The following is a 24,524-nucleotide window of genomic DNA, read 5'->3' as shown; positions in this document are numbered from 1 at the left end:
CGACGAAACCCGTGCCACGCACGGTGACCTTCTCACCATCGACCAGACCGGACGTCTTCGACACCGTCACCGACGGGCCCACAGGGACCGCTGCTGCTGGCACGGTGGCGCCGACGATCGACGCGGTGAGCGTCAGGGCGAGGACTGCCAGCGCCGCGAGGGCGGACCTGGCTCGGGACACAAGCTGCACGACGGGGCTCCTGGTGTCTAGGTGTGCCCGCGCGGCAGCCGCGCGGGTCGGAGGTGAGGCTTGCCTAAGCAAACCAGGCACACCCTACTCTCAGGACCTTTGGCCGTCGAGAAGACTGACGAACTGTCACTTCTTGACGGACGGGCTGTCAGAACTTGGCGAACGGGCCGTGAGAACTTGACGAACACGGTGTCAGCATGTCACCGCCGCTGGGCCCTCCAGAGCAGCATCGCGACCACGCACGTGGCCACGATCCCGAGGCCGCCACGCCCCGCTGCCGCCAGTCCGCCCGCCACCCCGACAGCCGCCACGAGCAGAGGACCGTCGGCCAACCAGACGGCCCGGCCGAGCGCCGAGACGTCACCCGCGGGCGTCACGACGGGCACGAGCAGGTCGACCGGCATCGGCCCCTTGAGCGCGTCCGAGACGCGTACCCCGACCGCGAGCGCAGCCACCACCGCTGCAAGGCCGACAGGAGCGCCCGCGACTGCGGCCCCGGCGGCCGTCAGCCCGACGGCGGCCACGAGCGGCCAGGCGCCGTTCAGAGCGAGGAGCGTGAGGTCCGAGCAGCCGTACTGGGTCGACACCCGGCCGAGCGCCGCCGCGTGCCGCACGCCGTCGCACACGACCGAGACACCGAGGTACGCCAGCACCGCACTGACGACCGGCCCGACGTGCAACGCCGTGCCGGGCACCACGAGACCGCTCGCGGCACCCGCCGCCACGAGCGTCGTGAGGCCCGCCGCGAGCCGCCACGGCGTGCGCACCGACGCCGTCACGGGGACGAGCAGGACGGCGACCGGCCCCGGGACCTGCCTGAGCGCCGAGAGGCGGCGTCCCGCCGTGGGCAGCGCCCGGTACACCTCCCCCGCCGCGGGCAGGTCGAGCGCGGTGACGAGCAGCTGCGCGCGCTGCGCCCGCACGGCCTGCCCCACGAGACGACGCGTCTCGACACGCTCGAGCCCGCGCAGCCCGAGCCACACGACGACCGGGACCGCGGCAGCCGCGGCCACGGAGCTCGCGACGGGTATCCCGCTGCCCGGCCACACGCTCGCGACGAGCGCCCACGGCGCCCACCGCCACCCGCCCACGAGCGCGGTCGCCACCCCCGCCGCGAGCGCCACGACCGCGGTCCAGCCGACCGTCGTCGTGCGGAGCACCTGTCCGGCGAGCCACGCGGTCGCGACGAGGAGCCCGGCGAGCGCACCCGCGAGCGCGAGCGCGGCGACGTCGCGCGGCCGGGCGAGACCGGCGTCGACGAGCGCGAGCGAGGGAAGCAGCGGGGCGACGGCGCCGGCCGCGACGAGCGTGACGGTCGCGCGCAGGACCGGACCGCCGAACGTCCTCGCTCGCGAGGTGTCAGCGTCGCCGAGGACGCCCGCGAGGAACGGCGGACGCAGCGCAGGCCCGCGCTCGACACCCGCGACGAGCGCGAGCAGCCACACGGATCCCGACACGACGGCCCACGTCGCCGGGACGCTCGGGTCGCTCAGCGCGGCCACCCCGGCGTCGCCGGTCGCGAGCAGCCACAGCGCACGGACGCCCGGCCCGAGCACGATGAACGCCGTCAGCACGACGACGTACACGACGTACGCCACGTCGCTCAGCGACCGTGGCTCGCGCGCGGCCCACACGGCGAGCGCTCCGCGCACCCCGGTGCGCCCTGCTGCCTGCTCGCTCACGCGTCCGCCGTGCCGCCGTCGGGCGTCAGGTCGTCGACGCCGCGCCCGGGATCGAGGCCCTGGTCGGGCGCGTCGGCCGAACGGGCAGCCAGGCGGAGCACGTCGCCGCCGAGCGCGTCCGCGAGCGGGGTCGAGTGCGTCGCGACGAGCACGGTCGCGCCCTCCTCCCTGCGTTCCGCGAGAATCTCGGCGACGACGGCGGTGCGGTCGGCGTCGAGCCGCTGCTCGGGCTCGTCGAGGAGGAGGAGCGACGCGGGCCGCACGAGGACCGTCGCGAGCGACGCGAGCTGCGTCTGCCCGGACGACAGCTCGTGCGGGAAGCGGTGCGCGAGGTTGGCGATGCCGAGACGTTCGAGGAGCGCTCCGGCGGCCGTGCGCGCGTCGCGCACAGGTGTGCCCCACGTCGTCGCAACCAGTGCGACGTGCTCACCGAGCGTGAGGTCGCGCGCAAGCAGCGGCGGTTCGACGGTGCCGGTGACGAGCCTGCGGAAGGCTCGGCGCTGCGGCGCGGGCGGAGCGCCGTCAACCGTCACCTCGCCGGACGTCGGGAGGCGCAACCCCGACACGAGGCGCAGCAGGGTGGACTTGCCGGAGCCGTTCGCCCCGCGCAGCACGAGCGTGCCGCCCGCGGGCACGCTCGTGCTCACGGGTGCGAGGAGCGTCGTCCCGTCGAGCTCGACGCCCGCCGAGCGCAGCTCGACACGCACGCCGCGCGGCGCCCCCGGGTCGTTGCGACGTCGCACGCGTCACTCAGGCGAGACCGAGGTCGTCGAGGCCGAACAGGTAGTGGTACGTCAGACCGGCGGCCTCGATCTTCTCGCGCGCGCCCGTGGCGCGGTCGACGATCACGGCGACGCCGACGACGTCAGCCCCCGCCTCGCGCAGCGCCTCGACAGCGGTCAGGACAGAGCCGCCCGTCGTCGACGTGTCCTCGACCGCGACGACGCGGCGGCCCGCGACGTCGGGCCCCTCGATGCGGCGCTGCATGCCGTGCGCCTTGCCCTCCTTGCGGACGACGAACGCGTCGAGGTCCTGTCCGCGCGACGCGGCCGCGTGCAGGAGCGCCCCGGCGACCGGGTCGGCGCCGAGCGTCAGACCGCCGACGGCGTCGATCTCGGCAGGGCCGAGGCCCGCCTCCTCGAGCGTGTCGAGCAGGACGTGACCGATGAGCGGGGCGGCACGGTGGTGGAGCGTCACGCGGCGCAGGTCGACGTAGTAGTCGGCCTCCTTGCCGGACGCGAGGGTCACCCGGCCGTGCACGACGGCGAGCTCCTTGATCAGGTCGCGCAGCTGTTCGCGAGGGGTCGGGGAGAGGACGGCGTCGTAGTCGGTCACGTCGATCAGGCTAGTAGAGGCGGGCGGGCCGCGTCAGGCGCGTCCGGGACTCGGCGAGCGGCCGCGCAGACGTCAGAGGCCGGAGCGCGCCTGGAGCGCGCGCACGGCCGTGCGAGGCGTCACCTGGAGGAGCGCGCTCGCGACCGCGTACCGCACGGACGGCGTCGAGATGACGACGCCGCGGCGCACGTCCGCGAGCGCCTGCGCGACCACACGGTCGGCGTCGAGCCACGCGACGTCGGGGCCGACGCGGCGGAAGCCCGCACGCTCGTGGAACTCGGTGCGGGTCAGGCCCGGGCACAGGGCCGTGGCCGTCACGCCGGTCCCGTCGAGCTCGACGGCGAGCCCCTCGGTGAAGGTGCGGACCCACGCCTTCGCGGCGGCGTACGTGCCGCCCGCGGTGAGCGCTGCGACCGAGGAGACGTTGAGGATCGCGCCGCGGCCGCGCCCGACCATCGGCTCGGCTGCCGCGCGCGAGAGCACCATGACCGCGCGGACCAGGACGTCGAGCATCGTCTCCTCGGCCTCGATGTCGCCGGTGACGAAGCGCTGGTGGGTCGTGTAGCCCGCGTTGTTGACGAGCAGCCCGACGGGCTGCTCCTCCTGGCGCAGGCGGTCGGCGACACGTTCGAGGTCGCTCCGCACCGACAGGTCGGCGGGCAGCACCTCGGCGCGGACGCCCGCGTACGCCCTCAGCTCGTCCGCGAGCCGCTCCAGCCGGGCCTCGTCACGCGCGACCAGCACGACGTCGTGCTTCGCTGTCGCGAGCTGCCACGCGAACTCCTCGCCGAGCCCCGCGCTCGCGCCCGTCACCAGTGCTGTTCCCATGGGCCCCACCCTATGGCCCGAGGCCAGGTCGCGGCCCGTCCGCAGCCCGGACGAAGTAGCCTCGAGGCATGCGCCTCGCCACCTGGAACATCAACTCGATCCGCGCCCGTGCCGACCGCGCGCTCGCCTTCCTCGAGCGGGAGGACATCGACGTCCTCGCGCTGCAGGAGACGAAGTGCAAGGACGCGCAGTTCCCGAGGGAGGCGTTCGAGGCGGCGGGCTACGAGATCGCGACGTTCGGGTTCAGCCAGTGGAACGGCGTCGCGATCCTGTCGCGCGTGGGCCTGGTCGACGTCGAGCCCGGGTTCCTCGAGCAGCCGCAGTTCGGCGAGGTGCCCGCCGTCGAGGCGCGCGCGCTCGGCGCGACGTGCGGCGGTGTCCGCGTGTGGAGCCTGTACGTGCCGCACGGCCGCGCGCTCGACAACCCGCACTACGCGTACAAGCTGGCGTGGCTCGAGCGGTTGCGTCAGCACGCGGTCGACTGGGTCGCCGCCGACCCGGCCGCGAAGGTCGCCCTCGTCGGCGACTGGAACGTGGCGCCGTTCGACACGGACGTGTGGGACATGGCGGTGTTCGAGGGTCAGACGCACGTGTCCGCGCCCGAGCGGGCCGCGTTCGCGGCGTTCGCCGACGCCGGGTACACGGAGGTGTCCCGCGAGTTCATCCCGGACGAGCGCAAGTACACGTACTGGGACTACCAGCAGCTGCGGTTCCCGAAGAACGAGGGCCTGCGCATCGACTTCGCGTACACGTCGCCCGCGCTGACGCCGCTCGTCAGGGGCGTCACGATCGACCGGGACGAGCGCAAGGGGAAGGGTGCGTCCGACCACGTGCCCGTCATCCTCGACATCGACGACTCGCAGGTGTCGGCGTGAGCGGCGCGCTGCCGCCCGTCCCGCCGCCTCCGCCGGGCCCTGCTGGGGCGGGCGTTCCCGTCCCGCCGCTTCCTGCGCCGTCGGGCACCGCGCCCGTGCCCCCGCCCCCTCCGCCCGTCCCTGCCCCGGCACCGTTCGCCGCTCCTTCCGCGGCCCCCTCACCCCTGCCTGGACCTGTGCCGCCTCCCCCGCCGCCAGGTCCTGTGCCGTTCTCGGGGCCGTCTGCGGCCGAGCACCTCACCCCGGCGTGGCCGGGTGGGCACGCCGGCGCGGAGCATCTCGGGTTCAGCGAGCAGACCTACACGGCGGGCTCCTGGTCGGCGTCTGCGGCCGCGTCGCTCGTCCCGCGGCCGACGCCCCCGCCAGGGACCGACCCCGTCGCGATCGTCGCCGTGCCGGCGTCCGTCGTGCTCCCTCCCGTCGGCGTCGTGCTCGCGGTCGTCGCGCTCGTGCGTACCGGGCAGTCGCGGCAGCGTGGCCGCGTGCTCGCGACAGCGGCGCTCCTCGTGGGGACGCTGCTCACGGCTTTCGTGGTCCTCCTGCCGTTCCTCGTCCCCTCGCTCGTGCCGCGCCTGGAGGGCTCGACCTCTCGCGTGGCGCCCGACGTCGACGGTCCCGTGGAGGTGCACGTGCGCCAGCTGACGGTCGGCTCGTGCGTCCGGTCGCTGCCGTCCGGCAGCGCCGACCGCACGACTGTCGTGCCGTGCGCCGAGGAGCACGAGGCCCGTGTGGTGTCGCAGTACGTGTTCCGCGAGGAGGGCTGGCCGGGGACGGAGACGGTGCGCGATCGTGTCGCGTCGTCGTGCACCGTGTCGGAGACCGAGGCTGCGGCTGGTGTGCGGGCCGTGGCGCTCGTCCCGACGGAAGGTTCGTGGCGTCAGGGTGACCGTCAGGGGCTGTGCCTCCTGACGCCGGACCCGCTCTGAGGGGCCTCGAGCACCCGCGTGACCGCGGTCACCTAGCAGAGTATTCCCGTTGCACGCATCACAACACGGTGAAGGAAGAGTCCGGACTACGGGTTGAAGATGTGAAGGGAATGCACATCCCCGTGACCTTCCCGTGACATACCCGCTCGGACGCGCCTACCGTCGTCAAGTCCCACCGCCGCACCCGCGGCCGTCACGAGCGTGACGCAGGGACGCAGCACCGGACGCCGAGCACTGCCACCGGGGCTGCACCGCAGAAACCATGGCAGTGGCGGGGGACCCACTTCTCCGGTCGTCACGACGACCTTGGGGTGAAGCCGCGCGGGACCGACAGCACGCCACCACGGCATGCGCTCGCTCCCCCGGCCGGGCCAGACCTCCGGCCCGAACCCGACAGCTCACCTCGTAGGCGACGAGAGGTTCGAATGAGCATCCGCACGTCTTGGCGTGCCCGCACGGGCATGCCCACACGCCTCCACGAGGCGCACGGCACGAGCACCATCGACCAGAACACCACCCCGCACGGTCGGCACCGCACAGCGGTCCGCGCCGGCGTCCTCGCGATCGCAGCAGCACTCACCGTGACGCTCGCACCCGCCGCTGGCGCCCAGGCCGCAACCCCCACCGCGGCAACCGTCACCGCCGCCTCCGCGGCGTCGACCGCCACGAAGACCACGGCGAAGGTCCACCTCAAGGCGAGCAAGAAGACCTGGGTCAAGGGCAAGAAGGCCGCCAAGGTCACCGCCAAGGTCCGCACCGGCGCCACGCCGACCGGCGGCACCGTGACGTTCTACGACGGCGGCAAGCGCCTCAAGAAGAAGGCTGTCGGCGCGAGCGGCACGGTCAGCTACCGGCTGCCGCGCAAGCTCTCCGCCAAGAAGCACACGATCCGCGCCGTCTTCCGCCCGTCGGCCCAGACCGCTGCGGTCGTCGCCCCGGGACGTGACAGCGTCAAGGTCCGCGTCATCAGCGAGGGCGCCCAGATCGCGAAGATCGCCAAGCAGTACGTCGGCGTCCGCTACCGCTCCGGCGGCGGCAGCCCCTCCGGCTTCGACTGCTCCGGCTTCACCAGTTACGTCTACAAGAAGGCTGGCATCGCGAAGCTCCCGCGCTCGTCCGCCGCGCAGCGCCACTCCGGCAAGACCGTCTCGCGCTCCAAGGCGCGTGCCGGCGACCTCATCTGGACCCGCGGCCACGTCGCGATCTACCTCGGCAACGGCAAGCAGATCGACGCCCCGCGCCCGGGCAAGACGATCCAGGTGCGATCCATCTGGCAGTCGAACCCGACATTCATCCGGGTCTGACCAAAGCGACGCAAACTGCGCAGGTCACGGTCGCGTCACGTTCATCAGTGTTACTTCACTCACGCTCGCGCTGACCGATGAGACGAGGAGCCGGTATCCCTCAGGGAAGCCGGCTCCTCGTCGCACCCACCCCGGGTCAACCAGCGCAAGGAGCAGTCCCGTGGCCGAGCCGCAGGAAGAACAGCTCGCACGTCCGATGGCGGACGACGCGAGCGACATGACCGACACCGCCGTCGGCGCTGACCACGAGCCCGCCGCGACGGCAGCCGACCCAGGTCGGCGCCGCAGGCTGGCACGCCTGCGCATCGCCGTCCCCAAGGTCCGCGTGCCGCGCAGGCACCCCCGCAAGCCCCGCCCCGCCGACGACGAGGTCGCGCCCGTCCCGGAGCCCACCGCAGAACCCGCCGCCGACGCCGCCGACGCCGCCGACGCGAACGAAGCGACCCCGGTCACCGGCCGGTTCCGCGGCCGCACCTGGTCGGTCGGCGCACGCATCATCGCCCTCGTCGCCGTCATGGGCTTCGCGACGCTCGTCGTGACCGCGTTCAGCGCCATCGCCATGGGCACGCTCAACCGCAGCACCACGAACGTCTCCGAGTCGTCCGCGACGCTCAACGAAGCGCTCCTCGACGTCAACAACTCGATCTGGGTCGCCCGCTCCGGCGGCCTGAACATCGGCGCCGTCATGCCCGTCGACCGCACGCGGCTCGCGCTCGAGATCAAGGACTCCGCGGTCGCCGCCGACGACGCGCTCATCCGCCTCGACACCGCGTTCCGCGAGACGACCGGAGCCCCCTCCGAGCACCTCGAGGAGCTCAACGCCGTGTGGGTCAAGTACCGCACGATCCTCACCGAGCAGCTGATCCCCTCCGCCGTCTCGAACAACGTGCTCGTCTACCAGTCGCTCGCCTCGGGTGCCGCCCAGACGACAGGCGGCGAGGTGACGGACACGCTCAGCCTCATCAACGTCGAGGTCGCGGCTGCGTCCGCCGACATCGCCGACGACGCGTCCGCGCAGGCCCAGGCGACGACGCTCGTGCTCATCGCGATCGCGCTCGTCGGCATCATCGGCTCGGTGCTGTTCGCGGTCCGTCTCGTCCGCTCGATCCGCCGCCCGCTCTCCCAGATGCAGGGATCGCTCGAGGCGCTCGCCGAGGGCGACCTCACGGCCACGACCGGCGTCGCGGGCAACGACGAGATCGGCCGGATGGCCGCAGCCCTCACGTCCGCGCAGACGAGCCTGTCGAGCACGCTCGCCCAGGTCTCGACGAGCGCCGCGACCGTCTCCGACGCGTCGCAGGAGCTCGCGTCGTCGCGCGTACGCCTGTCCGACGGCGCCGACTCGACGTCCGAGCAGGCGCAGGTCGTCGCGGCCGCCGCCGAGCAGGTCACGCGCAACATCGAGGCGATGGCCGCGGGCGCCGAGGAGATGGGCGCGTCGATCCGCGAGATCGCGCGCAACGCGCAGGAGGCCGCGGGCGTCGCGACGCAGGCGACCGACAAGGCGCAGGCCACGACCGAGACCGTCACACGCCTCGGCGAGTCGAGCCAGGCCATCGGCGAGGTCGTCCGGACGATCACGCACATCGCCGGTCAGACGAACCTCCTCGCGCTCAACGCGACGATCGAGGCCGCACGCGCCGGCGAGGCTGGCAAGGGCTTCGCCGTCGTCGCGTCCGAGGTCAAGGACCTCGCCCAGGAGACGGCACGCGCGACCGAGGACATCGCGAACCGCATCGAGTCGATCCAGGCGGACACGGCGAGCGCCGTCGCGGCGATCGCCGAGATCTCCGAGGTCATCGCGACGATCAACGGCTACCAGCTCACGATCGCGTCGGCGGTCGAGGAGCAGACGGCGACGACCACGGAGATGTCGCGCGCCGCCGCCGAGGCCGCGTCCGGCTCGGGCGACATCGCCGTGTCGATCACGGGTGTCGCGACCGCGGCGACCACGACGACCGAGGTCGTCGACCTCGTCGGCACCGCCGTCGACGACCTGGCCCGGCTCTCCGAGGAGCTCCGCCAGCAGGTCGCAGCCTTCACGTACTGAGCGCATCTGCACCGGCGGGAGCTGGGGCCGCGCTGGCGTCCGTCGACCAGAGCGCACTCGCGGCCCCAGTCCTGTTGCCCGTGCACACCGCCACCGCTACCGTCCGCTGTTATGCAGATCACACGAAGACTGACATCCGCGATCGCGGCCACGGCGCTGACGAGCACGCTCGCACTTTCTGCCGCCACGATCGCACCCGCAGCCACGCCGAGCACCAGCGAAACCACGACAACTGTCGCGTCGCTCGACTCTTGGCCGCTCCCTGACGCTGTCACGACCAAGACCTCTGGTTCCACTACGACAAGAACCGAGGTCTACTTCTCCAGCGGTTCCCCTGCCGCACCCGATTGGCGCATCGTCAACCACTACGCACGACTCGTCAACAGCGTGCCTAAGGGATCCACGATCAGGACGACGATCCACAACACTTCCGCCAGCTCTACTTTCGCACCCTTCATCGCCTTCCAGAACGCGCTCAACAAGTACGACACGAAGGCCGAGCGCAGCGAGAAGATCTCCGTGATGGCGAACGCCGAGAAGGTCTCGAAGACCGAAGGACTCGGCGAGATGCTTGCTCGCCACAAGACCATGAAGTGGTGCGGCACCGGTGAGGAAGGCGAACTGAACAGCTCTTGCAGCACGGGCGGGAACGATAGCCTCACGATGCACACAAAGTTCGCTCTCCTCGGCAAGGCCAAGGACTCCACCGGAAGGCTCCAGGACTGGGTGGTCTGGATCTCCACTGCGAACCTCAACAGAACCAGCGGCGCTGAGATGGCAAACAGCTCTGTCACGATCTACGGTGACGAGGAACTCTTCAAGGGGCTGGCAAACAACGTCTGGAAGCCGATGTACAACAAGAAGGCTGCCGACCTCAAGGTCACCGTCGCCGATGCGTCCTCGGCCACGGTCTATCCCTCGCCCACGTCAACGGATGACATCCTCTCCGCTCTGAAGAGTTACGACCTGGCCAACACCAGCAAGATGAAGGGCTGCACGATCCGAGTGGACCAGGTCGTGATCACCCGCACAACGATCGCGGACCAACTCGTCACGCTGAAGAAGCACGGGTGCGACGTGAGGATCCGGCTCGGCCAGAAGGACGAGCTCACTTCGAACGTGGCGAAGATGTTCTCCGATGCCAAGATCCCGGTAAAGGATTCGACGAGCCATGAGAAGACCATCATCGTCAAGGCGCGCACCTCAACGTCAGGGGACTTCCGCTACTTCACGTTCACAGGTTCCCAGAACTTGACCCCGCGCGGGCTGAAGAACGATGAACTGGTGATTCGGCTCATCGGCAAGCCCGTCCACGACGCGTTCGCGGCACGGTTCGACAGCAACTGGTCATGACGCTGCCGAAGCGGACGCCGAACCGCTGAGCGCACGCACGCGAGGGGCGGACAGGGTTCCTGTCCGCCCCTCGCGCGTTCCTCGTCCCCAGAGGGGCGGCCTCAGACTGCGTCGGCCGTGAGGACGAGGGCCTGCTCCGGCTGGAGCAGGAGGTTGGCGAGCCCCACCTCGGCGAGCACGCGCCCCGGGAGCTCCGCCCCCTCCGGGAGCGCTGCTGCGGCGAGCCACGGCGGCGGCGCGTCGGCGACGGCCCCGGGAAGGACGTCCTTGAGCGTCACGTCGTCGATCCCGTCGACGACGCCGAGCGGCAGGACGCGCACGCGGTACCGACGCTCCGGGTCGAGGCCGACGAGCCGCACGGGCGCGGGCAGCGCGCTCGAGCTGTCGCCGAGGCGCACGACCGCGAACACTCCTGCACCGCCGTCGGGCGCGACGACGCCGTGGACCTGAGGCTCGCCGTCGGGGGTGTCGCCGTGCACGACGACGCCCGAGTGCAGCAGCTCCCGGCGGGCCTTGTGCTCCGCGACCCAGGCCGCGACGACCGCACGCTCGGCGGCGTCGGACCGCGTCAGGTCGCGCTCGATCCCGGCGCTGCCGAAGAACGCGGTCGCGAGCCGGAACCCGAGGGACGCAGCACGGCCCGTGATGTGGGCGCGCCGGTCGCCGACGTGACCGCCCAGGTGCTCGGGCGGGACGAGGACGCCGGTCCACCGCTGGATGCGCTGCCGGTCGAGCGGGTCGTTCGTGTCTGACACCCAGACACGGCCGGCGCGGCGCAGCACGCCGAGGTCGACACGGCCGCCGCCGGACGAGCAGGACTCGATCTCGAGCCCTGGGCGGAACGCCCGCAGCTCGTCCATGAGCCGGTACGTCGCGAGGGTCTGCGCGTGGGCGCCGTGCGCGAGCAGGTCCGCGTTCTGGTCCCACTTGAGGTAGCGGACCGGGTACTCGTCGAGGACGGCGACGAGCTGGTCGCGGACGTGCGCGTACGCGTCCGGGTTCGCGAGGTCGAGCACCCGCTGGTTGCGCCACGTCGGGGTGCCGGGGCCGCCGAGCAGCCAGTCGGGGTGCGCCCGGGCGAGGTCGGAGTCGGGGTTGACCATCTCGGGCTCGACCCACAGGCCGAGCTCCATGCCGCGCCCGACGACGGACCGCACGAGCGGGTGCAGCCCGCCCGGCCACACGTCCGGGTCGACGACCCAGTCGCCGAGGCCTGCGGTGTCGTCGCGGCGGCCGAGGAACCAGCCGTCGTCGAGCACGAAGCGCTCGACCCCGACCTCGGCGGCGACCTGCGCGAGACGGTCGAGCCGGTCGGCGTCGTGGTCGAAGTAGACGGCCTCCCACACGTTCAGCACCACGGGGCGCGGGCGCGGCACGGGGGCGACGCGCCGCTGCCACGGGTGGAAGCGCGCGGAGAGCCCGTCAAGGCCTTCGCCGGACCAGGCGAGCAGGAGCTCGGGCGCGGCGTACGAGTCGCCGGGCGCGAGGACGACCTCGCCCGGGGCGAGGAGCTCGCCCGCACCGAGCGAACGTACGCCGAGCGCGGACGACTCCGTCCACAGCCGCTTGTCGCCGCTCCACGCGAGGTGCGCGGACCACACCTCGCCGCGGCGGAAGCCGAAGTCTGGGGTGCCGACGACCATGAGGAACGGGTCGTCGTGGCCGGGACGGCCGTGCCGCGTCTCGCGGCTCCACACGCCCTGGCCGGGGCGCGCCCGCTGGGGGCGCCGCTCGGACGCCCACAGGCCGGTGAAGTCGAGTACCTCCTCGGCGCGCGCCGGCACGGGGACGACGGCGTCGAGCGACGCGAGGTGCAGCGGTACGTCGCGCAGGTTGCGCACGTCGTGCCGCACGAGGACGACCCCCTCGGGCGACATGACGACGACGCCGCGCACCTCGACCGTGCCTGCGCCGTCGCGCAGGACGTACTCGGCCTGCTCACCGTCACCGGCGGCGTCGGTCAGCTGCGCACCCGCCCGGGTGCCGGGCGCAGGTGCCGCGACGAGCGTGAGGTCGGTCGGCAGGGGCCTGCCGTCCGCCCACGCGCCGGACAGGCCGGGACGACCGGTCCAGCCGTCGCGCGCGGACGGCAAGAGGGAGAAGCGCAGCGGCACGTCGAGCGACGACGGCGGGACCGCCGGGACGAGGACGTGCGCGAGCGTGCCGAGGTCCTGCGGGCTCAGGTCACCGAGGTCGGTGCCCCAGTGCAGGACCGTCGGCGCGCCCGGACCGCGGGCGTCGAGCACGAGGCTCGAGCCCGCGGCCCGGAGGTGACGAAGGGACAACGTCACTCCTTGACCGGGATCGACTGCGACTTGAGCGTCGAGACGGTCGAGGCCTGCGCGGAGGTCAGGGCGTCGAGCAGCGTGCCCGAGCCGGAGACGGCGCCCTTGAAGCCGTCGGAGACGTCCGCGTACGTCTGGGTCATGGTCGGTCCCCACGTGAAGTCGGACGCGACCTGGCCGGACGCCTCGGCGAAGACGTCGTAGATCGCCTGACCACCATAGAACTCGACCCCCTCCTTGAGGACCGGGAGGTTCAGGCCCTCCTTGGCCGCCGGGTAGAGGTTCGCCGCCTTGTTGAGCGCGGTGAGCGCTTCCGGGTCGGTGTTGAGCCACAGGGCGAACTTCGCCGCCTCGTAGACGTGCTTCGAGCCCTTGAGGACCGCGGTCGACGACCCGCCCCAGTTGCCCGCGACCTTCTGGCCGGCCTCCCACTGCGGCATCGGGGCGACAGCCCACTTGCCCGACGTGTCAGGCGCACCCGACGCGATCGAGTTCGCGCCCCACACCGCCGAGACCCAGGTCCAGTTGTCGCCCTTGTTGTAGGCGTTGTCCCACTCGCTCGTCCACGCCGGGTTGCTCGAGACGAGGTCGCGGTCGATCAGGTCCTGCCAGTACTCGGCCACCTTCTTCGACGCGTCGCTCGTCAGGTCGACCGTCCAGCCGGACTCGTCGTTCGAGAACCACGAGCCGCCCGCCTGCCACACGAAGCCCGCGAACTGGTTGATGTCGCCCTGCGAGAAGTTCGTGATGTGCGCGCCGGCCTCGCGGACCTTGACGGCCGCCTCGGCGTACTCGGCCCACGTCGTCGGGACGGGGATGTTGTTCTTCTCGAACAGGTCCTTGCGGTAGAAGAGCGCCATGGGGCCGGCGTCCTGCGGGACGGCGTACGCCGACCCCTCCTCGCCGAAGCTGACCTGGTTCCAGGTCCACTCGACGAAGTCCGACTTGGCGTCGTTGACGAAGTCGCACGCGCCGAGGTCCACGAGACCGTCCTGGACGCGGAAGTTCGGCAGCGCGTCGTACTCGATCTGGCCGAGGTCGGGTGCGTTGCCAGCCTTGAGCTGGTTGAAGAAGTTCGTGTACGTGCCGGAGTTGCCGTTCGGGCCGGTCTGCACCGTCACCTGGATGTCCGGGTTCGCCTTGTTCCAGATGGCCACGACGTCCTCGATGCCCGGGATCCACGAGGTGAAGGTCAGGTCGACCTTGCCCTCCGAGGGGGCGCACGCCGAGGCGTCGGGCGTCGTCGTCGGCGTCTCCGCGTCGTCCGAGCACGCCACGAGGGCGGCGCTCGAGGCGAGCGTGACAGCGGTGAGCAGGGCGACCTTGACCGCTCGCTTGCTGGGGTACATCGTCTGGTTCCTCTCTGTGGCCGTCCGGCAGGGCGCCGGGCGACGGGTCGTGTGCCTGCCGGACGGTCGGGCTGACCGCCGGCTGCGGGAACGTACGGGGAGGTGCGGACCTACTTGATGGAGCCGGCGCCCAGGCCGTTGCGCCAGAACCGCTGGAGCAGCAGGAACAGCGCGATGAGCGGGACGACGGACAGGAGGGCCCCGATGAGCACGTATCCGCGCAGCTCGGGGATCTGGTTGACCTGGGTGTTCCACGTGTAGATGCCCAGGGTGACGGGGAAGAGCGACTCGTCCCGCAGCATGATCAGCGGCAGGAAGAAGTTGTTCCAGATCGCGACGAACTGGAACAGGAACACGGTGACGAGCGCGGGCACCATGAGCCGCACCGACATCGTGAAGAACGTGCGGACCTCGCCCGAGCCGTCGAGGCGTGCGGCCTCGAGCAGCTCGTCGGGGACGGACGACGCGGAGTAGATCCGCGACAGGTAGACGCCGAACGGGCTCACGAGGCTCGGCAGGAACACCGCCCAGAACGTGTTGGTGAGCTCGACGCGGCTGAAGATGAGGAAGAGCGGGAGGGCGAGCGCGGTCGCGGGGACGAGCACGCCGCCGAGCACGATGTTGAACAGCGCCTCACGGCCTCGGAAGCGGTACTTGGCGAGCGCGTAGCCGCACATCCCCGCGAGGACGGTGCCGATGAGCGCGCCACCGATCGTGTACATGAGCGAGTTGACGATCCACTGGAGGTAGACGCCGTCACGGTACGTGAGGACTGCCTTGATGTTGTCCCACAGCGCCCAGTCCGCGAACCACATCGGGTTGGTGCTGGTGAACTGGCCGCGGTCCTTCGTCGAGGAGACGAACAGCCACCAGATCGGGAACAGGAAGTAGATCGTGGCGAGGCCCATGACGGCCATCGCGGCGAGGCGCGAGAGCGGGTTCTCCGTGACTCCGCGGCGCGCGGACGTCTCGGGTCCGGCAGAGAGCGGCGCGATCATGCGTCGGTCCTCCTCTGGGTGAGCTTGAGGAACGTGAAGGACAGGATGAACGTCGCGAGGGCCAGGACGACCGAGAACGCCGCCGCGAGGTGGAAGTTGGGCACGGCGCTCGTCGAGTAGACGGTGAGGTTCGGGGTGTACGTGCTCGTCACGGCCGAGGAGAAGGTGCGGAAGACCTGGGGCTCGGCGAGCAGCTGGAGCGTGCCGATGATCGAGAACACGGCGGTCAGGACGATCGCCGGGGCCACCATCGGGATCTTGACGGACCACGCGATGCGGAGCTGGCCGGCTCCGTCGAGCCGGGCGGCCTCGTAGACCTCGGTCGGGATCGCGAGGAGCGACGAGTAGATGATCAGCATGTTGTAGCCGACATAGACCCAGGTGACGACGTTGGCCATCGACCACAGGACGAGGTCGGCGGAGAGGAACCCGACCTTGCTCGTCAGCTCGGACAGCGGCGAGAGGTTGGGCGAGTAGAGGAAGCCCCACATGATCGCGGCGACGACGCCCGGGACGGCGTACGGCGCGAAGAACGCGAGCCGGAAGAACTTCTTGCCGCGCACGAGCGGGGAGTCGAGCAGGAGCGCGAGGACGAGCGCGAGCCCGAGCATGACGGGCACCTGGACGATGCCGAAGAGCAGGACGCGCAGGACGGACTCGCGGAACGCGTCGTCCTCGAGCACGCGGGCGTACTGGGCGAGGCCTCCGAACTTCTCGCGCGCCTTGCCGAACGTGCCCTCGCGCTCGACGACGAGCAGCGACTGGTAGACGGCGTACCCGATCGGCAGGAGGTAGAACAGCGCGAACAGGAGGCCGAACGGCCCGAGGAAGATCGGCAGGACGCCGCGCTGGTGGCGTCCGCTCCCCCGTCTGCGTCGGGTCGGCTCCTCGCCGCGGGGCGTGCCCGCGGCGGTCGCCGTGACGGTGGGGCTGGTCATCGGTCCTCCTCGTTCTCGCGTCGCGGTGCGACGCGCACGACGCGCGCGGCGCCGGCCGGGACGGTCAGCTCACCGTCGACGGGTTCGTGGGTGAGCAGCTCGAGGCCGTGGCCCCGGTAGGTGACGGCTTCGGTGCCGTGGTTGACGACGAACGTCCAGCGGTGGTCGCCGCGGGTGCGGTGGACCACCTCGACGCGTGCGTCGTGGGCGTCGTCGAGCACGTCGGTCGCGCGGGTGACGCCCGCGTCGTCGACGAGGCGGCGCACGACGCTGCGATAGGTCGCGTCGTCGGGTGCGGTCGCGAGGTACCAGGCGACGCCGTCGCCGTGGTCGTTGCGGGTGAGCGCGGGGGCGCCGGCGGAAGGGCCGTCGACGTGGGTGACGACGGCGGTCGCGGTCGTCGTGCGGACGCTCTCGGTCCACAGGCGTGCGGTGCCGCCGTCGGACAGCTGCAGGTCCTGGCCGGGGCGGACGGGCTTCATCTCGTCGGAGCGCACCCCGAGGAGGTCGCGGAACGCTCCGGGGTAGCCGCCGAGGCGGACGCGGTCGTCCTCGTCGACGATCCCGGAGAACCAGGTGACGAGGGCGCGCCCGCCGTTGCGGACGAACTCGTCGAGGCGCGCGGCGTGCGCGTCGCGCACGAGGTAGAGGCCGGGGACGACGACGAGGCGGTAGCCGCTGAGGTCCGCGCCCGGGGCGACGACGTCGACGCTCACGCCTTCGTCGTAGAGCGCGCGGTAGGCGTCGTGCACCTGGGTGAGGTAGTCGGTCGCCTGGCTGGGGCGGGTCTCGCCGTCGGCGGCCCACCACGACTCCCAGCTGAAGACGAGCGCGACGTCGGCCTCGACGCGGGAGCCGACGACCTCCTCGAGGGAGTCCAGGTCGGCGGAGAGGGTGAGGATCTGCCGCCATCCGTCGGAGTCCGTGCCGGCGTGCGGCAGCATCGCGGAGTGGAACTTCTCGGAGCCCTGCCGGCTGGCGCGCCACTGGAAGAAGCAGATGCCGTCGGCGCCGCGGGCGACGTGCGTGAGCGCGGCGCGGGTGAGGCCACCGGCCTCGTGCGCGAGGTTGACCGGCTGCCAGTTGACCGCGCCGGGCGCGGTCTCCATGAGGAGCCACGGGTCGCCGCCGGCGAGGCCGCGGGTGAGGTCGGCGGCGAGCGCGCGCTCGGAGACGGGGTCGGCGAGGCGGTGGTCGAGGTAGTGGTCGTTGGCGACGAGGTCGACGTCGTCGGTCCAGGTCCAGTAGTCGAGGTTGCGGATGTGCGCGGTGACCATGAAGTTCGTGGTCACGGGGGCGCTCGAGAGGCGGCGGAGGACGGCGGCCTCGGCGCGGAGCTGCTCGCGGGCCGTGTCGGAGCTGAAGCGGTGGAAGTCGAGCGTCTGGCCCGGGTTGCGGAAGGAGATCGTGGCGCGGGGCGTGCCGACCTCGTCCCAGGAGGCGTAGCGCTGGGACCAGAAGCTCGTGCCCCAGGCGGCGTTGAGCGCGTCGACCGTCGTGTACCGCTCACGGAGCCAGGCGCGGAACGCGTCGGCGGAGACGTCGCACCAGCACAGGGCGTTGTGGCAGCCGAGCTCGTTGGAGACGTGCCAGAGCGCGACGGCGGGGTGGTTGCCGTAGCGGGTCGCGACCTGCTCGACGAGCTGGAGGGAGAGCTCGCGGAACACCGGGGAGCTGGGGCAGTAGCCCTGGCGTCCGCCGGGGAAGCGGCGGGTGCCGTCGGCGGCGACGGGGAGGGTCTCGGGGTGGCGGGTCGAGAGCCACGGCGGCGGTGAGGCGGTGCCGGTGCCGAGGTTGACGCGGATGCCGTGGTCGTGGAGGAGGTCGAGGACCTCGTCGAGGTCGGTCCAGTCGTACTCGCCCGGGCGGGGCTCGAGGCGGGACCAGCCGAAGATGTTGATCGCGACGAGGTCGACCCCGGCCTCGGCCATGAGCGCGGCGTCCTCGTGCCAGGTGGCCCGGTCCCACTGCTCGGGGTTGTAGTCGCAGCCCAGCACGATGCCTCCCCCGGTGAGGGCGGCAGTGCCTCGGGTGCGTGGGAACGACATTGGTTCGTCCTGTCTGTCGGGCGGCTACGCTGCGGTCCGGCGATGTGTGCACGTGCACACATCCGCTCGCACATCTCGGCGTCGAGGAATGTGTGAACGTGCACACACTAAGAGCGTGTCGGCGGGACCGTCAACCCGGCACCACCCCTACGATGGGCGTCGTGACCGAACCGCAACCTTCTCGGCGTCGTGCAACGGTGCACGACGTCGCCCGCACCGCCGGCGTCTCCCGCGGCACGGTCAGCCGCGTCCTCAACGGCGGCTACGTCTCCGAGCAGGCACGCGCCGCGATCGAGGCCGCCATCCGCACCGTCGGGTACGTCCCCAACACGGCCGCCCGCAACCTCGTCATGCAACGCTCGCGCGCCGTCGGCTTCATCGTCCACGAGCCGCACGCCCTCTTCCTCGAGGACCCCAACATCGGCGCGATCATGCTCGGCGCCAACAACGTCCTGTCGGCCGCCGACCTGCAGATGGTCAGCCTCGTCACCGACTCCGCACGCGACACCGAGCGCGTCACCCGCTACCTGTCCGGCGGCTTCGTCGACGGCGTCATCATCGTCTCCGCACGCGCCGACGACCCGATCACCGACGCCATCGTCCGTCTCGGCGTGCCCGCCGCGTTCGTCGGGCACCCCCAGACGACCGTGCCGCTCCCCTGGGTCGGCATCGACAACTTCACCGCCGCACGCGACATCACGCGGCGCCTCGTCGAGACCGGTCGCACGCGTGTCGGCATGGTCGCCGCCGCGCTCGACCGCGACTCCGGCGCAGACCGCCTCGCGGGCTTCCAGGCCGCGCTCGGCGACGCGTTCGACCCGAACCTCGTCGCCCCCATCCCGCTCTACGAGTACACCGCGGGCCTCCGCGCGACCCTCGAGCTCCTCGAGCGCGCGCCTGACCTCGACGGCATCTTCGCGGCGTCGGACGCGGTCGCTGCGGGCGTCCTCGCGGCGCTGCGCCGCTCGGGCCGCACGGTGCCCGACGACGTCGGTGTCGTCGGGTTCGACGACTCCTCCTGGGCAGAGCGCTGCTTCCCGGCCCTGTCGACCGTGCACCAGCCCGCCGCGGGCGTCGGCGAGCGCGCCGCCGAGCTCGTCGTCGCCCAGCTCGACGGGAAGGACGTGCCGCGCGACGGTGTCTTGCTCGACTCCCCGATCGTCTGGCGCGACTCGGCCTGAGCGCCGCGGTGGCGCCGCCGCGCTCATGACCTCCATCGCCCCGAGGTCGTGACTTCTGTCGCGAGTTCGGCAGTCAGAGCTCACGACCTCGCGCTCCGGCCCACGACCTCGGCACCACTGGGGCCCCTGGTTGACTAGGACCAGGTCAGCCCCGACGGAGACGAGGACACGTGCGCCCTGGACGACACCCCGGCGAGGTGCTGCGCACCTTCGCGCGGCTCGGCGTCACGTCGTTCGGCGGACCCGTCGCACACCTGGGCTACTTCCGCGACGAGCTCGTCACGCGCCGCCGCTGGGTCAGCGAGGAGCGGTACGGCGAGCTGGTCGCCCTCTGCCAGGTGCTCCCCGGCCCGACATCGAGCCAGGTCGGGTTCGCCCTCGGGCTCGTTCGCGGCGGCCCGCTGGGTGCCGCCGCAGCATGGCTCGCGTTCACCCTCCCGTCCGCGCTCCTGCTCGTGCTGCTCGCCGCCGGAGCCGTGTCGCTCGACGGGGCCGTCGCCCACGGCGTCATGGTCGGGCTCAAGTCGGTCGCGGTCGCCGTCGTCGCGCACGCCGTGTGGGGCATGGCGCGCACCCTGACGCCCGACGTGCGGCGCATCCTGATCGCGTGCGGCGCGGCAGCCCTCGCGCTGACCCTCACGGGCAACGTGGGGCAGCTCGCAGCGATCGGGCTCGGTGTCGCGGCCGGCGTCGTCGTCTGTCATGACCTGCCGGGCCGCGCAGAGGCGCACGCGCTCCAGGTCGTGACCCGTCGCGTCGGGCTCGCGTCGTTCGGCCTCTTCGTCACCCTGCTCGTCGGGCTGCCCGTCCTCGCACGGCTCGCCCCGAGCGTGTGGACCGCCGTCGCCGACGCGTTCTACCGCGCCGGCGCGCTCGTCCTCGGCGGCGGGCACGTCGTCCTGCCGCTCCTCCAGGCCGAGCCTGCGGTCGCGAACGCCGTCCCGACCGGGGACGTGCTCGCCGGCTACGCCGCAGCCCAGGCAGTCCCGGGTCCCCTCTTCACGTTCGCCGCGTTCCTCGGGTACGACATGGGCCCGGGCGCCGCCGCCCCCTGGACGGCGCTCGTCGCCCTCGTCGCGGTCTTCCTGCCCGGCATCCTGCTGCTGCTCGCCGCGCTCCCGTACTGGGAGAGCCTGCGACGCCGGACCGGCGTCCGCGCCGCCGTCGCCGGGGCGAGCGCGGCCGTCGTCGGGATCCTCGCGGCCGCGCTGTGGGACCCGATCCTCACCTCGACCATCACCGGCGTCGTCCCGGGCGTCATCGCCGCCGTCTGCCTCGCGCTCCTGACGGTCGCCAAGGCACCGCCGTGGACGGTCGTCCTCGCGGGCGCCGTCGCCGGAGCGCTCTTCGCCCGCTGAGCGGACGGCAGCCCAGACAGACGTCGGGACGCCGCGCCCGTGGCGCGACGCCCCGACACCGAGTGCTGCCGACCGTCAGGCCCGCGCCACCGTGAGCCCCTCCGGGCCGCGGTCGACGCGCACCGCGTCGCCGTCGCCGATCGCGCCGGAGAGCAGCGCCCGCGCGAGCCGGTCGCCGATCTCGCGCTGCACGAGGCGGCGCAGCGGCCGCGCGCCGTACGCCGGGTCGAAGCCCTCGAGCGCGAGCCACTCGCGAGCCGCGTCTGTCACGTCGAGCGTCAGGCGGCGTTCCGCGAGCCGGGCCGCGAGCGCCCGCACCTGGATGTCGACGATCTGACTCAGCTCGGTGATGGTCAGCGGGTCGAACACGATGACGTCGTCGAGACGGTTGAGCAGCTCGGGCTTGAAGTGCGTGCGCACCGCTGACATGACCGCCTCACGCTTGTCGCCCTCGGCGACGAGCGGGTCGACGAGCATCTGCGAGCCGAGGTTCGACGTCATCACGAGGATCGTGTTGCGGAAGTCGACCGTGCGGCCCTGACCGTCGGTCAGCCGACCGTCATCGAGCACCTGCAGCAGGATGTCGAAGACCTCCGGGTGCGCCTTCTCGACCTCGTCGAGCAGCACGACCGAGTACGGCCGGCGCCGCACCGCCTCGGTGAGCTGCCCGCCCGACTCGTAGCCGACGTAGCCGGGAGGCGCGCCGACGAGGCGCGCGACCGAGTGCTTCTCGCCGTACTCCGACATGTCGATGCGGACCATGGCCCGCTCGTCGTCGAACAGGAAGTCCGCGAGGGACTTCGCGAGCTCCGTCTTGCCGACGCCGGTCGGGCCGAGGAAGAGGAACGAGCCGATCGGACGGTCCGGGTCGTTGATGCCGGCGCGCGAGCGGCGCACCGCGTCGGACACGGACGCGACGGCGGCCGTCTGCCCGATGAGGCGCGCGCCGATCGTCTGCTCCATCGACAGGAGCTTCTGGCTCTCGCCCTGAAGCAGCCGCCCTGCGGGGATGCCCGTCCACGCGGACACGACCTCAGCGATCTCGGCCGCGTCGACCTTGTCGCCCACGAGCTTCGGCGGCCGTTCCTGCGCGAGCTCGACCTCCTGGCCTGCGTCGGGGTCCGGGACCGCGGCGCGCTGCGCCTGCTCGGCCTCCGCGATCTCGCGCTCGAGCTCGGGGATCTCGCCGTACCGGATGCGCGACGCCGTCGCGAGGTCGCCCTCACGCTCGGCACGGTCCGCGTCGGAGCGCAGCTCGTCGAGCTTCTTGTGCAGGTCGCCGACCCGGTTGAGGCCGCCCTTCTCCGTCTCCCAGCGCGCGTTGAGCGCCGCGAGCTCTTCGCGCCGGTCGGCGAGCTGCGCCCGCAGGTCGTCGGCGCGCGCAGTGTCGACCTCGTCGTCCGACTGCTCGAGCGCCATGACCTCCATCTCGAGGCGCGTGACGACGCGGCGCAGCGTGTCGATCTCGACCGGCGACGAGTCCATCTCCATGCGCAGGCGGCTCGCGGCCTCGTCGACGAGGTCGATCGCCTTGTCGGGGAGCTGGCGGCCGCTGATGAAGCGGTCGGAGAGCGTGGCGGCTGCGACGAGCGCGCCGTCGGAGATCGTCACGCGGTGGTGCGCCTCGTAGCGGGACTTCAGCCCGCGCAGGATCGCGACCGTGTCCTCGACGGACGGCTCGCCGACGTACACCTGCTGGAAGCGGCGCTCGAGCGCCGGGTCCTTCTCGATGTGCTCGCGGAACTCGTCGAGGGTCGTCGCGCCGACGAGGCGCAGCTCGCCGCGGGCGAGCATGGGCTTGAGCATGTTGCCCGCGTCCATCGCGCCCTCGCCGCCGGCGCCCGCGCCGACGACGGTGTGCAGCTCGTCGATGAACGTGACGATCTCGCCGTCGGACTCCTTGATCTCGGAGAGCACGGCCTTGAGGCGCTCCTCGAAGTCGCCGCGGTACTTGGCGCCCGCGACCATCGCGGGCAGGTCGAGCGACACGATGCGCTTGCCGCGCAGCGACTCGGGCACGTCGCCAGCGACGATGCGCTGTGCGAGGCCCTCGACGACCGCCGTCTTGCCGACGCCGGGCTCGCCGATGAGCACGGGGTTGTTCTTGGTGCGGCGCGAGAGGACCTGGACGACGCGGCGGATCTCGCTGTCGCGGCCGATGACCGGGTCGAGCTTGCCCTCCTTCGCGGCGGCCGTCAGGTCGACGCCGTACTTCTCGAGCGACTTGTACGTGCCCTCCGGGTTGGGCGTCGTGACCTTGGTGTTGCCGCGGACGGCGGGCAGGGCGGCGCGCAGCGCGTCGGGCGTCGCGCCTGCGCGCAGCAGGAGCGTCGCCGCGGAGGAGGCGACCTCGGCGGCGGCGATGAGGAGGTGCTCGGTCGAGACGTACTCGTCTCCGAGGGCCTGCATCTCGGTGCGCGCTGCGTTGATGAGGCGCTTGGTGGCGTCAGCGAGGGCAGGCTGGGCGACGCCGCCACCCGTCGCGGACGGGAGCTCGACGAGGGCCTTGCGCACGTCCCTGCCGACGACGGCCGCGTCGACACCGGCGGCGACGAGGAGCTGAGGCGCGACGCCGTCGGCCTGACCGACGAGGCCCGCCAGGATGTGGATCGGCTCGACCTCAGGATTGCCTGCGGCGGTCGCCGTCTGGATCGCCTCGCTGAGCGCGTCCTGCGCCAGCGTCGTGAACTTCGCGTCCATCGTTTCTCCTTGACCAGCGAAAACTCTGATGACTGTGAGAACCACCCTGAAGTTGAGTCTATTCCGCTCAAGTTCACTTCGCTATCCGTCGGGCGACCTTCCTGGCAGGATCGAGAAGACCGGCACCGTCGCCTGCGAGGAGAACCCGTGAACACACCACCTGCACGCGATCCCTGGTCGCCTGACGTCCTCGGCGACGAGTGGCGCGCACGGACGATCCATCTCGGCGCCGACGAGGAAGGGCCCGTCGAAGCGACCCTCGTGCGCTCAGCCGACGGCCCACGGCACCATCGGGCCGTCCTCTACCTGCACGGCTTCGTCGACTACTTCTTCCACCCGCACCTCGCCGCCGCCTTCGCAGCGCGCGGCTGGGACTTCTACGCCCTCGACCTGCGCAAGTACGGACGCTCCCTGCGCGAGGGCCAGTCACCCAACCTCGTGCGGGACCTCGTCGAGCACGCCCCCGAGATCGACGAGGCGGTGCACATCATCACGGGCGAGGAGCACCACGGGCACCTCGTCGTCCTCGGCCACTCGACCGGCGGTCTGATCGGCGCGATGTGGGCCAACGCGCGCCCCGGCGTCCTCGACGCCCTCGTCCTGAACAGCCCCTGGCTCGACCTCAACGAGAACGCGTTCAACCGCACGGTCGGCACCGCCGCGATCAAGGCGCTCTCGCACGTCGCCCCGCGCACCGTCGTCGGGCACCTCGCACCGCACTACGGGCGGGCCCTGCACTCGGGCTCGGGCGGCGAGTGGGACTACGAGCTCACGTGGAAGCCGCACGAGGGATTCCCCGTGCGCGCCGGGTGGCTCGCCTCGGTGAGGCGGTACCAGGACCGCGTCGCACGCGGCCTGTCGATCGACTGCCCCGTGCTCGTGTGCACGTCGACCGAGACGGGCGACCACAAGAGGGAGCACGACCGGCTCGTGACGACGGACTCCGTCCTGTCCGTCGAGCAGATCCTCGCGCGAGCGCCGAAGCTCGGCGCCGACGTCACGATCGAGCAGATCGCCGACGGCGCCCACGACCTCGCGCTCTCGCCCGAGCCCGCCCGGACCACCTACCTGACGACCGTCCTCGACTGGCTCGACACGCGCGTGCCCGCGAGCTGACCCGGGGG

18 protein-coding genes and 1 riboswitch are annotated in these 24,524 nt (G+C 72.0%); of the genes, 8 read left to right on the top strand and 10 right to left on the bottom strand.

Annotation, left to right across the window (positions count from 1 at the left end; all coding sequences use genetic code 11):
- Nucleotides 1–390: 390 nt before the first annotated feature.
- The 4 genes from AC4F3Q_RS08120 to AC4F3Q_RS08105 form a co-directional block, all read right to left on the bottom strand.
- Entirely contained in the window at nt 391–1,872 is a 1,482-nt protein-coding gene (locus AC4F3Q_RS08120; RefSeq protein ID WP_491039521.1) for a hypothetical protein, read from the bottom strand.
- A complete protein-coding gene (locus AC4F3Q_RS08115) occupies nt 1,869–2,615 on the bottom strand; it encodes an ABC transporter ATP-binding protein (RefSeq protein ID WP_491039520.1) in 747 nt (248 codons plus the stop codon). The genes AC4F3Q_RS08120 and AC4F3Q_RS08115 overlap by 4 nt, the downstream gene beginning before the upstream one ends.
- 7 nt (nt 2,616–2,622) lie before the next feature.
- Entirely contained in the window at nt 2,623–3,207 is a 585-nt protein-coding gene (pyrE, locus tag AC4F3Q_RS08110) for an orotate phosphoribosyltransferase (protein WP_491039519.1), read from the bottom strand.
- A gap of 72 nt (nt 3,208–3,279) precedes the next feature.
- On the bottom strand, nt 3,280–4,035 hold the full coding sequence (locus tag AC4F3Q_RS08105; RefSeq protein ID WP_491039518.1) for an SDR family NAD(P)-dependent oxidoreductase: 756 nt from the start codon (nt 4,033–4,035) through the stop codon (nt 3,280–3,282).
- 68 nt (nt 4,036–4,103) lie between these two features.
- Here AC4F3Q_RS08105 and AC4F3Q_RS08100 point away from each other — a divergent pair, with 68 nt between their 5' ends.
- The 5 genes from AC4F3Q_RS08100 to AC4F3Q_RS08080 all read left to right on the top strand — a co-directional run bounded on the left by AC4F3Q_RS08100 (nt 4,104) and on the right by AC4F3Q_RS08080 (nt 10,543).
- Nucleotides 4,104–4,910, top strand: a complete 807-nt coding sequence (locus AC4F3Q_RS08100) for an exodeoxyribonuclease III (RefSeq protein ID WP_491039517.1) — start codon at nt 4,104–4,106, stop codon at nt 4,908–4,910.
- Between the two features lie 176 nt (nt 4,911–5,086).
- Nucleotides 5,087–5,836 (top strand): hypothetical protein, encoded by a 750-nt coding sequence (locus AC4F3Q_RS08095; RefSeq protein ID WP_491039516.1) that lies wholly within the window; start codon nt 5,087–5,089, stop codon nt 5,834–5,836.
- Between the two features lie 242 nt (nt 5,837–6,078).
- A riboswitch (cyclic di-AMP (ydaO/yuaA leader) is annotated at nt 6,079–6,263 on the top strand.
- Nucleotides 6,262–7,140 (top strand): C40 family peptidase, encoded by an 879-nt coding sequence (locus AC4F3Q_RS08090; RefSeq protein ID WP_491039515.1) that lies wholly within the window; start codon nt 6,262–6,264, stop codon nt 7,138–7,140. (Overlaps the previous riboswitch by 2 nt.)
- Before the next feature lie 160 nt (nt 7,141–7,300).
- Nucleotides 7,301–9,190, top strand: coding sequence for a methyl-accepting chemotaxis protein (locus tag AC4F3Q_RS08085; RefSeq protein WP_491039514.1), 1,890 nt, complete (start codon nt 7,301–7,303; stop codon nt 9,188–9,190).
- Nucleotides 9,191–9,301: 111 nt separating this feature from the next.
- On the top strand, nt 9,302–10,543 hold the full coding sequence (locus tag AC4F3Q_RS08080; RefSeq protein ID WP_491039513.1) for a phospholipase D-like domain-containing protein: 1,242 nt from the start codon (nt 9,302–9,304) through the stop codon (nt 10,541–10,543).
- A 101-nt stretch (nt 10,544–10,644) separates the two neighbouring features.
- Here AC4F3Q_RS08080 and AC4F3Q_RS08075 read toward each other — a convergent pair whose 3' ends face one another.
- The 5 genes from AC4F3Q_RS08075 to AC4F3Q_RS08055 all read right to left on the bottom strand — a co-directional run bounded on the left by AC4F3Q_RS08075 (nt 10,645) and on the right by AC4F3Q_RS08055 (nt 18,161).
- Nucleotides 10,645–12,828 (bottom strand): alpha-galactosidase, encoded by a 2,184-nt coding sequence (locus tag AC4F3Q_RS08075; RefSeq protein WP_491039512.1) that lies wholly within the window; start codon nt 12,826–12,828, stop codon nt 10,645–10,647.
- A gap of 2 nt (nt 12,829–12,830) precedes the next feature.
- The gene (locus AC4F3Q_RS08070) at nt 12,831–14,177 is read right to left on the bottom strand and encodes an ABC transporter substrate-binding protein (RefSeq protein WP_168448233.1); all 1,347 of its coding nucleotides are present in this window, start codon (nt 14,175–14,177) and stop codon (nt 12,831–12,833) included.
- 110 nt (nt 14,178–14,287) lie between these two features.
- Nucleotides 14,288–15,175 (bottom strand): carbohydrate ABC transporter permease, encoded by an 888-nt coding sequence (locus AC4F3Q_RS08065; protein ID WP_491039511.1) that lies wholly within the window; start codon nt 15,173–15,175, stop codon nt 14,288–14,290.
- A complete protein-coding gene (locus AC4F3Q_RS08060; protein ID WP_168448232.1) occupies nt 15,172–16,113 on the bottom strand; it encodes a carbohydrate ABC transporter permease in 942 nt (313 codons plus the stop codon). The genes AC4F3Q_RS08065 and AC4F3Q_RS08060 overlap by 4 nt, the downstream gene beginning before the upstream one ends.
- Nucleotides 16,110–18,161: a beta-galactosidase gene (locus AC4F3Q_RS08055; protein ID WP_491039510.1), complete on the bottom strand. Its 2,052-nt coding sequence runs from the start codon at nt 18,159–18,161 to the stop codon at nt 16,110–16,112. Before AC4F3Q_RS08055 ends, AC4F3Q_RS08060 begins: the two co-directional genes overlap by 4 nt.
- Nucleotides 18,162–18,313: 152 nt before the next feature.
- Here AC4F3Q_RS08055 and AC4F3Q_RS08050 point away from each other — a divergent pair, with 152 nt between their 5' ends.
- Complete coding sequence (locus AC4F3Q_RS08050; RefSeq protein ID WP_491039509.1) at nt 18,314–19,342, top strand: LacI family DNA-binding transcriptional regulator; 1,029 nt, start codon at nt 18,314–18,316, stop codon at nt 19,340–19,342.
- Nucleotides 19,343–19,512: 170 nt separating this feature from the next.
- Nucleotides 19,513–20,700, top strand: coding sequence for a chromate efflux transporter (chrA, locus tag AC4F3Q_RS08045; protein WP_491039508.1), 1,188 nt, complete (start codon nt 19,513–19,515; stop codon nt 20,698–20,700).
- Between the two features lie 75 nt (nt 20,701–20,775).
- Here the strand turns inward: chrA and clpB are convergent, their stop codons facing one another.
- Nucleotides 20,776–23,400, bottom strand: coding sequence for an ATP-dependent chaperone ClpB (gene clpB / locus AC4F3Q_RS08040; protein WP_491039507.1), 2,625 nt, complete (start codon nt 23,398–23,400; stop codon nt 20,776–20,778).
- 147 nt (nt 23,401–23,547) lie between these two features.
- Between clpB and AC4F3Q_RS08035 the strand changes: the two genes are divergently transcribed.
- A complete protein-coding gene (locus tag AC4F3Q_RS08035) occupies nt 23,548–24,516 on the top strand; it encodes an alpha/beta hydrolase (protein WP_491039506.1) in 969 nt (322 codons plus the stop codon).
- Nucleotides 24,517–24,524 lie beyond the last annotated feature (8 nt).

The sequence above is a fragment of the Flavimobilis sp. BM9 genome (assembly GCF_058313055.1).
This window is presented reverse-complemented; position numbering and strand designations above follow the sequence as displayed.